General features: G+C 69.7%; 1 pseudogene. It reads right to left on the reverse strand.

What is annotated here, in order from left to right:
• Window positions 1-743: 743 nt before the first annotated feature.
• A pseudogene (locus ACP4J0_RS38325) lies at window positions 744-1801 on the reverse strand (Acg family FMN-binding oxidoreductase).
• Window positions 1802-1981 lie beyond the last annotated feature (180 nt).

Consider the following 1981-nt stretch of genomic DNA (forward strand, 5'->3'; position numbering starts at 1 on the left):
GAGCCACTCGTCCACCGTGACCTGACTGAGCGGTGCGCGCGCTGCCTCGTAGCGACGATGCACGATGCTCGCGTACTGCGCCTTCGCCTCCCTCAACGTCCCGAAGGTACGCGTCACCTGCTTACGCTTCCCCGTGACCGGATCGGGGGCCGCATCGACCACGAACCGGTACCGGACCTTCCCCTTGGCATTGGGGGCAAGCTTCTTGATCGGATAAGACAGGACAACTCGCTCTCCGTAGAGGGTCTCGGCTCCTCGTGCCCCACACGGATCCAACGCCGAGCCCAGTGGCCATAAACTCCCTCAAGGGTCGCCATCATCGCCGGTTTGGCCAACCGGCGATCAACGTCTATGTTGCACCCGATACCGCCCAGACGATGGTCAACAGCCTGGCCGCCGGAGAGTGTGTGGTCACCTCGCTCTCCTGTCAGTCGACCATTGGGACCACGCCGCCGTAGGCAACGTGCCTTCACCCAGCTGAACATGCTTTTCGCCTCCCCGGCCCGTTCGCGGGGAGGGGGAGGCGGGATGGCGGCTGACGGCGCGAGACGAACGGCGTTGCTCTCGTCCGCGTGCGGCAGCACCGCGACGAAGTCCGCATGACGAGTCGGACGACGGCTACAGCGTCCAGTAGAGCACCACCGACTGTGAAGCTGCGTCGGATGCAAGAGCGGCCTGCGGAGGAGTTAGCGAGACCACGCACCGTGCGCCGAGGGAACGCAAGAAACGGACGGCCCTCGGATTCAGCGTATCGGCCCTCGCCGGACGAAGTCGTCCTCGGTCTCCGATCCCGCCTCTCCTTGGAGTGCCCGGGGTTGCACGTCGAGCACCTCCGACACCGGCCGCCGGGGCGTCCGAGGCCCTTTGGGGCCGTATCCCAGTCGTAGCAGCATCTGCGGGTGGCCGGCACCGGTCACCGGATCGCGCAGGAGCCATCGCAGGTCGGGCCGTTCGAGGGGCTGTGTGGCGAGGGATCCGACCAGACCTTCGGCTGTGGCCAGCAGCAGGACACGTTCCATGGCCTGGCCGGCCCGCAGCCAGTCCTCCGGGCGGTCGTGCGTCGTGCTGACGCAGGCGAGCTGGGGTGCCACTTCGAAGACCGCGGTGCCCCGTCCCGCCACGCGGCGAGTACCCGCGAAGTCCCGCAGGGGCGCCCGGCCCCCGCTTCTGACGGGGCCGAAGGCGTAGTCCGGGACGCCGTCGTCCGTACAGTTCACCGACGGAGCGTCGGTGCGGGTCCACTCCGCCAGTTCCCGTTCGGACGCGCGGTCGGTGAGATCGCGTGCCTCGGCCTCCCGCACGAGATCCAGCACATGCTGCAGATGCCAGGGGGCAGGGAAGGCCAGCGCGGCGCCTTCGCGACGGGCGGCCTCGACCAGCTCGCCGCGCAGGTCTTCAGGGATCCGCTGCTCCTCGAACGGGAATCGGCTGCTGTGCCGCTCGGTGATGGCCGGGTGCAGCGCGGCGAGGTCGCTGTCGTCGCCTCCCGGGCCGGTCAGCCGCACGGTCGCGAGGAGCGCCGGGTCTCCGGGGCGGGGCAGCAGCCGCGTTTTCGCGTGCCAGCCGTCGCAGGCCGCGGCTACCCGCAGGTTCAGCAGGGCGGCGCCACAGCCTATGTGCAGGCCACGGGCGCGTGGGTCGGAGTACGGCATGGCGCGGTCGAAGTCGGCGTACAGCTCGAACGTCCGCGCTGACGCACGTAGCGGAAACGCCACGGTTGCGCGTTGTGCATCGAGGGCGCGGCGACAGCGTCACCGACCAGACTGATCACGTGTTCGTCGGATGGTGGTCGAACGTTCACCGGTATCCATCTCCTCAGTCCGTTCGTCACCGGTCGGGAGCTGGCTTGGCGCCCGGCCGCCGTTGCCTCCGCGGGTGCGACTGGCGCCGCCACCGTCGCTGCCTGCGGGCCGCGTCGCGGGAGCGCTGTCACGGCCCGCTCGGCTGTTCGGCCGCCAGGTCGGGCTCGAGCGCCGGCCGG

Origin of the sequence: Streptomyces sp. WG7 (assembly GCF_049975785.1) — a bacterium.
Taxonomy (GTDB): Bacteria; Actinomycetota; Actinomycetes; order Streptomycetales; family Streptomycetaceae; genus Streptomyces.